8 protein-coding genes are annotated in these 7,681 nt (G+C 69.1%); 3 read left to right on the top strand and 5 right to left on the bottom strand.

What is annotated here, in order from left to right; translation table 11 throughout:
- Positions 1–338 precede the first annotated feature (338 nt).
- Positions 339–1,931: an MFS transporter gene (locus ACWEO7_RS00900; protein ID WP_452419923.1), complete on the top strand. Its 1,593-nt coding sequence runs from the start codon at positions 339–341 to the stop codon at positions 1,929–1,931.
- Positions 1,932–2,009: 78 nt separating this feature from the next.
- On the opposite strand, the gene ACWEO7_RS00895 is transcribed toward ACWEO7_RS00900, so the two are convergent.
- On the bottom strand, positions 2,010–2,483 hold the full coding sequence (locus ACWEO7_RS00895; protein ID WP_452419922.1) for an anthrone oxygenase family protein: 474 nt from the start codon (positions 2,481–2,483) through the stop codon (positions 2,010–2,012).
- The gene (locus tag ACWEO7_RS00890) at positions 2,480–3,037 is read right to left on the bottom strand and encodes a peroxiredoxin-like family protein (protein WP_452419921.1); all 558 of its coding nucleotides are present in this window, start codon (positions 3,035–3,037) and stop codon (positions 2,480–2,482) included. The genes ACWEO7_RS00895 and ACWEO7_RS00890 overlap by 4 nt, the downstream gene beginning before the upstream one ends.
- A gap of 72 nt (positions 3,038–3,109) precedes the next feature.
- Between ACWEO7_RS00890 and ACWEO7_RS00885 the strand changes: the two genes are divergently transcribed.
- Positions 3,110–3,721 (top strand): TetR/AcrR family transcriptional regulator C-terminal domain-containing protein, encoded by a 612-nt coding sequence (locus ACWEO7_RS00885; protein ID WP_452419920.1) that lies wholly within the window; start codon positions 3,110–3,112, stop codon positions 3,719–3,721.
- Position 3,722: 1 nt separating this feature from the next.
- Here ACWEO7_RS00885 and ACWEO7_RS00880 read toward each other — a convergent pair whose 3' ends face one another.
- Entirely contained in the window at positions 3,723–4,859 is a 1,137-nt protein-coding gene (locus ACWEO7_RS00880) for a GDSL-type esterase/lipase family protein (RefSeq protein WP_452419919.1), read from the bottom strand.
- Positions 4,860–4,966: 107 nt separating this feature from the next.
- On the opposite strand from ACWEO7_RS00880, the gene ACWEO7_RS00875 reads away from it, so the two are divergent.
- Entirely contained in the window at positions 4,967–5,440 is a 474-nt protein-coding gene (locus ACWEO7_RS00875) for a MarR family winged helix-turn-helix transcriptional regulator (protein ID WP_355074748.1), read from the top strand.
- A 279-nt stretch (positions 5,441–5,719) separates the two neighbouring features.
- Here the strand turns inward: ACWEO7_RS00875 and ACWEO7_RS00870 are convergent, their stop codons facing one another.
- On the bottom strand, positions 5,720–6,496 hold the full coding sequence (locus ACWEO7_RS00870) for an SDR family oxidoreductase (RefSeq protein WP_452419918.1): 777 nt from the start codon (positions 6,494–6,496) through the stop codon (positions 5,720–5,722).
- Positions 6,497–6,685: 189 nt separating this feature from the next.
- On the bottom strand, positions 6,686–7,636 hold the full coding sequence (locus ACWEO7_RS00865) for a helix-turn-helix transcriptional regulator (protein ID WP_452419917.1): 951 nt from the start codon (positions 7,634–7,636) through the stop codon (positions 6,686–6,688).
- Positions 7,637–7,681 lie beyond the last annotated feature (45 nt).

Genomic DNA, 7,681 nt, shown 5'->3' with positions numbered 1-7,681 from the left:
GAAAACGACGGAACTTGCTGCTGTAGGGCACGGGTCAACCCGTGCTCTACACCAGTGGCGTTGCCTCGCTCCACCCTCCTGCCCCGACCTCGCCGCAACCGCGAGTGGCACATGGCCGCGGCAAAGCGCGAGAGATGTCTCCACCATGTGCCACTCGTGGACGCCGCCCGGGTTGGCCGCTGCGCGAAATTGTTTGTCTTGATACGTCATTTACGGGGGTCGGGGGCGTGGATAGTGTCGGGGGCGCGGCTTCGGTCGCGCGTTTCCCGTCCTTTCGGTCCGTAATGGACTCGCCCGCACGCGTATCGCGGGTGGTGCGCGAACTTCATAAGGAAGACATGTCCACGATCGCAACCTCGTCCGGCAGCAAGCCGGACGACTCTTCCGCAAGTCCGCTACGCGCCGGGTTGGTGCTGGTCATGGTCAGCGGGGCCATCTTCATGATGATGCTCGACTTGACCGTGGTCTCCGCCGCGCTCGCCGATATCCGCGCCGACTTCGACACGTCCATCGACGGACTGCAGTGGGTCATCGACGCTTACGCCATCCCGATGGCGGGGTTGCTGCTGACCTTCGCCACGCTCGGCGACCGGTTCGGCCGCAAGCGCCTTTTCATCGCGGGCATGGTGGTGTTCACCGCGTCATCGCTGGCACTGGCGCTGGCCGGCAGCATCTTGCAGTTGAACGTCCTGCGCGCGGTGCAGAGCGTCGGCTCGGCGATGATCTTCGCTACGGCGTTGCCCCTGCTCGCGGTGGCCTACCCCGACGCGGGCAAGCGCGCGAAGGCCATCGGCATCTACGGCGCCGTCATGGCGAGCGCGACCGTCGCGGGTCCGGTGCTCGGCGGCGCGCTGGTCACCCAGTTCGGCTGGCGGTCGATCTTCATCATCAACGTCCCGATCGGCATCTTCATCGGCGTGCTCGCCGTGCTGCGGATGCCGGAGTCGGCGCGCATGGAAGGGCGCAAGGCCGACTGGCCGGGGTCGCTGCTGCTCACCGGTGGCCTGGTGACGGGTGTATTCGCGCTGACCCGCGGCAACTCGCTGGGCTGGACCTCGGCCACGGTGCTCGGGCTCGGCGCCGCCGCCGTGGTGCTCCTGGCCGGGTTCGCGGCATGGCAGTTCAAAGCCGAGCACCCCCTGCTCGACGTGTCCATGATGCGCAAGCGCGGATTCACCGGCACGGCCGTCGTCTCGATCGGGCACATGGCGACGCTGATGGCCGCGAGCAACTACCTGGCGGTGTTCCTGATCAACACGCTCGGGTACACGCCGTTGCAGATGGGCCTGCGGCTGCTGCCGGTGAGCGTGGCCGCGCTGATCAGCGCGCCGCTGGCGATGGTCTTCGCCAAGCGGGTCCCGTTCGCGGTCTCGCTGCCGGTCACGATGGGCATGGTCGCGTTGGGCACATGGCTGATGGGCGACTTCGGTTCCGACGACTCTTGGACGCATTTCCTGCCCGGAATGGTGATCGGCGGACTCGGACTCGGCGCGATCACGGCCGTCAACCAGGCGGCCTCACTCACCTTCGCCTCCGACGAGAACGCGGGCATGGCCAGCGCGACTTTCGGCACCCTTCGGCAGGTCGGCCTTGCGGTGGGCGTGGCCGGGCTGGGCGCCATGTTCAATCACTCAGCGCGCGGTTCCGCTGCCGACGGCCTCGACGCGCTGCCCGGAGCCGTCCCGCCGGTGTTGCGTGAGCAGTTCCTGGAAGCGGCGGGCTCCGGCGCCGGTCGCTCGGTGGCCGACGAGCTGCCCACGCAGTTCCAGCCGATCGCGTCGGACCTGTCGCACATCGCGGCCTCCGCGTCGATCGACGGACTCAACTCCATGATCGCCCTGGCCGCCGTGATCGGATGCGTCGCGGTACTCACCTCCATGCTCGCTTTCGGCGTGAACCACCTGCGCAGCAGACGCACCCGTCCGGACTAGCCGGAAACACCACCGGGAGTGGCACATGGTTGCGGCGAACCGCGACGAGAAGACCTCTCCACCATGTGCCACTCGTGGTCATGATTTCGCGGGGAGGAGAGTCGTCAGGGCGATGAGGAGGAAGGCTAGGAGGGCGCAGGCGGTGCGGGCGACGTGGAAGGTTTCCCAGCGGGTGAGGATTTCGGCGTAGTCGGCGGGTGGGCCGCTGATCGCCCATATCTTGATCTTCTGGTTGATCGGGACGTTGCCCAGGCGGGTGATCACGAACGCGGCGACGGCGAGCAGACTCGCGATCCCGGCGAGCAGGCGTGACCGCCCGGTGGAGCGGGCGGTCAGCACCAATGCGCTCAGAATGGTCAGGCCCATCAGTGTTTGCATGACCACGCCGTTCACGCTCATCAGCGCGGTGTGGAAGGTGAAGCGCACATCCAAAGGGACTCTGCGGAACGCGTAGAGGACATTCACCGCGCCGTAACCGAACGCTCCGGCGAGCAGCCCGGCGGGAACCAGCGCGAACACCCGTGCCACCAGGGGACTTTCGGCGATTCTCATGCGCGCCGCCCCGCTGGGACGAGCGCGAGGAGTTCGTCGACCGACCACTGGTCGTAGACGTGCGCGCCGTGCTTCGCGGCGAGCACCCGTCCGTCGGGTGCGATCAGGAAATCGGCGGGCAGTCCGAGACTGCCGCCCTCGGGCTTGCCGGGTGGGGCGGACTGCCTTCGGCGCAAGGTCGCGTAAGCGTCGTGGGCCACACCGCGCAGGATGGCGGGCCAGCCGCGCGGGTCGAGCAGCGCGCGAGGCGAGGTCTCGACGCCGAATTCGCGGTAGAGCTTCCGGTCCGGATCGGCTATCACGTCCAGCGGCAGTTCCGCGGTGTACTTGCGCAATTCCGCCGCGCTGGAATGGAAGACGATCACTTCGCGGACACCTGCGGCGGCGATTTCCGCGTGGCGCGCGACGATCGAACGCAGGTGCAGGTTGCACACCGGGCATCCGGCGAAGCGCCGGAATTGCAGGTGGATCAGGCGATCCGGGTCCGGCACCAAGACCTGCGCACCGGAGACGGTGACCAGCTTTCGGTCCGGGACAGCGGTCGGCAGCGACATCAGGGACTCCTCTCGTAGGTGTACTTTGTACGCCTACGACAAGTATGCGCGTAGCTTGTACGCTGTCAATCCGTGCCCCGCCCCCGCTCGCTGACCACCGCCGATCTCGCCACGGCTGCCCTCGCCGTGCTCGACCGCGAGGGTCCGTCGGCGCTGACCATGCGTGCCGTGGCCAAGGAACTGGGCATGGCAACCATGGCTTTGTACCGCTACGTGCGCGACCGCGACGAACTCGAGGTACTGGTGGCCGACCAGGTCTTCGCCGCGATCGACACGTCGCTCCCTGCCGGAACCGACTGGCGGGAGCGCGTCACGGTACTGCTCGAGAACATCCGTGACGGGTTCTCGGCCCATCCGGCCGCCGTGCCGATCGTGCTGCGGCGCAGGCAGTCGGCGGTCGAGTCGTTGCGCGTGATGGAAACACTGCTCGCCGTGCTCACCGAGGGTGGATTCACCGGGCGCGCCCGCGTCATCGCCCAGCGCACCCTGATCGCCTTCCTGATCGGCTACCTCCAGAACAAGCACTATGCGCCGCTGCGGGGGCACGGGACGATCGTGCTGGCCGAACTGCCTCCGGAGAAATACCCACACCTGGCGCAGACCGCGGGCCAGGCCAAGGGCATGTCGGCCGACGACGAATTCCGCGGTGGCGTCGAGATCGTGCTGCGTGGTCTCGAGCCGTGACCTAGCCGGACAGAACTGTGACGTCGACACTTTCCGCCATGGCGCGAGCGCCGGCGTCGTTGAGGTGCATGCCGTCGCCGCTGTCGAATTCGGGCCGGATGAAGTCCGGCCGCTCCGGGTCCTCAACGGCTCGCGCCACATCGAACACCGAATCGAAAACGTCGGTGCCGCGCAGCCATTCGTTCACGCGCCGCCGGATCGGCAATGTCTCCGCGATCGGCAGGCCCTCGTAGACGCAGCCGCCGTAGGGTCCGATGGTCGCGGCGTGGATGGGAAGCCCCGCCGCGTGCGCGCGCCGCGTGAGCGTGGTGAAGCCGGTGATCAGCTCCTCGGCGGTCGCGGGCGGCTGACCCGCCATGCCGCCCAGGATGAAGTCGTTGATGCCGAAGTTGATCAGCACACTCGTCACACCCGGCACGGCGAGTACATCGCGCTCGAGACGGTCCAGGCCCGGCTCGCCGATTTCGTCGGTGAGCAGCCGATTCCCCGAGATGCCCTGGTTGACCACCCAGCCCCGCTCCAGTCGCGCGTTGAGGAAGTCCACCGACCTGCGGTTGGCGCCGATCGTGGTGCCGAAGCCTTCGAACCACGAATCGCCGAACGCGACGGCCACCGGCGTCGCCACGGGCGCGAGAACGTCGACACCGGTGACGAAGAACCGCGCGGGCACCTCGTCGACGGTGGTGAGCGCGGCTTCGTCGGCGACATTTCCGTCCGCGATGTAAGCGGTTTCGCCGGGCTGGTGGGAGAAGGTGGCCAGCCCCGTCGGGCCGGGCAGATAAAGGCTCAATGCCAAATCCGTGCCCGCTGAGACGGCCAGATCGACGGGGTCGCTGAGCACTTCGCCGCCCACCGGGACGATCACCTGTTCGGCGCCGTCGAACCGCAACGCGACATCGGTCTCGGCGACGATCTCGCTGCCGGTCTTGCGCAGGGCGACCCGGGCGGCGCCGATCGCCAGCGGTGTCTTCCCATAGCGATTGGTCAACCCGACCCGCACCTGCGCGCCGCCGCCCGCGAGATGCAGCACCTGGCGGACGGTCTGGTCGGTGAACGCGCGCGACTCCGCGAGCTTGATCTGTTCGTCCGGGCGGATCACCGCGGAGCGGAATCCGGCGATCCAGGCGGTCGGCGACATGGGAACCTCCACTAGTTGATGCGAGGAATATTGCGTATGCATATTTTTACGACGACTTATTCCTCGTGTCAACTATCCGCAGGGAAACATTCCGGTAGGTTGCCCGTATGGACGTGACCGAGCTGTTCGACGACCCGCGCCTGACCACGATGGGCCTGCTGTTCGAGGCGTACGGCGGTGTGGTCGCCAAGCTGGAGCAGGTCTGGAATGCGCACGGTCTGTCCGGACTGGATCTGAACGCCCTGATGCGGCTGAGCCGTTCGCCGGGGCGGCGGCTGCGGATGACGGAGCTCGCCGTGCAGACCGCCCTGTCCACCAGCGGCGTCACCCGGCTCGTCGATCGGCTGGCGCGCGCCGGGCTGGTGGAACGCGAGCTGGATCCGGGGGATCGGCGCAGCGCGTACGCGGTGCTCACCGAGGCGGGCGCGGCGCGGCTCGCGCAGGTGCTGCCGGACTATCTCGCCGCCGTCGACCGCTGGTTCGTTGGTTTGCTGACGCCCGAACAGCTCGCGGCGTTGTCCGAGGCGTTGCGGATCGTGCGGGACACCGCGAACCCGGAGGCCACGTTTCGCATGGACTGAGCTTCACGCGGGATGCGGGCGCGCCTCGAATCCCGCCCCTGGCCGGGCCGCTGCGGGGAAGCTGCGCCGGGTGATCGAGCGGCGCTGACCCTGGCCGCCAGGCTTGTGCCAGCGGCACGGTCGGGGGGAGACGGTCATCGGGTCGGTGCCGGTGGCCGAGGCATCGGCGGGCCCGGAATTTACCGACGGCGGGTTGGGTCTCGGCACTGTGCCGAGCGCACCGGCGGCCGTTTCCCGGCGCAGCGCATTGCCGTCGTCGTCTCCCGGGCCCGGCGGCGGTTATGCGGACCGGACTGCGCCCGCCCGCTCGGCAATGTAGTCCGCCCAGGTCAGCTCGCCGACGTCGGCGCCGTCGGTCACCAGATTTCCGCCCGCCCGATAGACCCGGCCCGCCTTGCCCGGCACCCGGACGGTCAGCAACGCCCGCCGCTTGCCCAGCAGCGCCAAGTAGTCGCGGATCAGCTCGCGCATGCCGATCACCTCGGGCCCGACCAGATCCGGGACCCGTCCGGCGGGCGCGCCGACCGTCAGCTCCGCCAGCCGGGCCGCCACCTCGCGCACGTGCACCGGCTGGAGGCGCACCCCGCCGAGCGCCGGGAGCACCGGCGATTTCAGCATCGTGTCCACCAGCTTCGGCACGAAATCGTGGAATTGCGCGGCCCGCAGCGTGGTCCACGGGATACCCGACTCCGCGATGGCCTGCTCGGCGGCGAACTTCGCGCGGAAGTACGTCATCGGGAGCAGTTCGGCGGCGGTGACCGAGATGTAGACGATGTGCCCGACGCCCGCGGCGGTGGCTGCCCGCAACAGATTCGCGGTGGCCACGTCGTCGCCCTTCGCGTCGCCCGCCAGATGCAAGATGGTGCCGACACCCGCCACCGCGGCGGCTATGCCGGTGCCGCGCAGCAGGTCTCCCGCGACGAACTCGACGCCGCCGTCCGACGGACGTTCGGTGCGGCTCAACACGCGCACGTCGGCGCCGGTCGCGCGCAGCAGCGGGAGCACTTCGCGGCCGAGGGTGCCCGTGCCACCGGTGACCAGGATCTCCGCGGTCATGACTGTCTCCGATCTCGTCGGTGCCGATGGGACGTTCCCATCGCTTCACCGAGACGACGACGTGCGGGCGCGGACTGTGACACCTGTGCCGCGCACCACTCCTGACCGCGATAGCGGCGGACCTCGCCGAGATTGCCGCAGCGGTCCATCGAGCGCTAGCGGCGCGAGGCGTCGACGAACAGCACGCCGTCAGCCGACCGCCGCGCCGAGGCGCGCGGCGAGGTCGCGTAAGTGCGTGACGAGTTCCGGCGGTTCGTGCACCCGGAAGGGAAAGCCGAAGCCGGCGACGTAGATCGCCAATTCGTCCAGCGAGTCGGAACCCGTTCGCAGCACACAATTTTCCGCGTCCACCGCCTCGATCACGCCGACGGTCGGCGCGATTCGCTCGGCGGCCACTTCCGCGGCGACGCCCAGGGTGATGCGCGCCGCGTAGCGATACGGCGCGGTGGTGACGCCACGGGAGACGTACCCGGGCAGGTCGGCATCGGGCGCTTCGCGCGGGGTGAAGCGGGGGCCGGTCGGGATGCGCGGCCGCAAGCGGTCGACGCGGTAGGTGCGCCAGTCCGCGCGGTCGACGTCCCAGCCGATCAGGTACCACCGCCTGCCCGTGTGGGCGAGGCGATGCGGTTCGGTGACGCGCAGCGAGGTGGCGCCGTCGTGCGCGCGATAGTCGAAGCGCAGGCGGTGGTGGTCGCGGATGGCCGCCGCGACAGCGGTCAGCACGTCCGGGTCGACGGTCGGGCCGCCCGCGGGCACCGTGACCGTAGCGGCCTGGAGCATCCCGACGCGGTGGCGCAGGCGCGCGGGCAGCACCTGCTCGAGCTTGGCCAGCGCGCGTACCGAACTGTCCTCGATGCCCGCGATGGTGCCGCCCGCCGCAGTGCGCAGGCCGAGTGCCACCGCCACCGCCTCGTCATCGTCCAGGAGCAGCGGCGGCAGCTTCGCTCCCGCACCGAGCCGGTAACCCGCCACGCCCGGTGTCGCGTCCACCGGGTAGCCCAGCGCGCGCAGCTTGTCGATGTCCCGGCGGACGGTGCGCACGTCGACACCGAGTCGTTCAGCGAGTGCGGCGCCGGTCCAATCGCGCGGGGTCTGCAACAGCGACAGCAGACGAAGCAGGCGCGCCGAGGTTTCCAACATGGGGAAAGTTTGCCCGAAAGCTAGGGCGAAAGCTGTCCTAGGCAG

It is taken from the genome of Nocardia sp. NPDC004260 (assembly GCF_053603155.1).
The sequence above is the reverse complement of the archived record's forward strand: the minus strand, read 5'-3'. Positions and strand labels throughout refer to the sequence as shown.

What these genes read in the sequence shown, in the direction of transcription:
- ACWEO7_RS00900 (WP_452419923.1), top strand. Translation starts at nt 339, where the DNA reads ATGTCCACGATCGCAACCTCGTCCGGCAGCAAGCCGGACGACTCTTCC.
- ACWEO7_RS00895 (WP_452419922.1), bottom strand. Translation starts at nt 2,483, where the DNA reads ATGAGAATCGCCGAAAGTCCCCTGGTGGCACGGGTGTTCGCGCTGGTT.
- ACWEO7_RS00890 (WP_452419921.1), bottom strand. Translation starts at nt 3,037, where the DNA reads ATGTCGCTGCCGACCGCTGTCCCGGACCGAAAGCTGGTCACCGTCTCC.
- ACWEO7_RS00880 (WP_452419919.1), bottom strand. Translation starts at nt 4,859, where the DNA reads ATGTCGCCGACCGCCTGGATCGCCGGATTCCGCTCCGCGGTGATCCGC.
- ACWEO7_RS00875 (WP_355074748.1), top strand. Translation starts at nt 4,967, where the DNA reads ATGGACGTGACCGAGCTGTTCGACGACCCGCGCCTGACCACGATGGGC.
- ACWEO7_RS00870 (WP_452419918.1), bottom strand. Translation starts at nt 6,496, where the DNA reads ATGACCGCGGAGATCCTGGTCACCGGTGGCACGGGCACCCTCGGCCGC.
- ACWEO7_RS00865 (WP_452419917.1), bottom strand. Translation starts at nt 7,636, where the DNA reads ATGTTGGAAACCTCGGCGCGCCTGCTTCGTCTGCTGTCGCTGTTGCAG.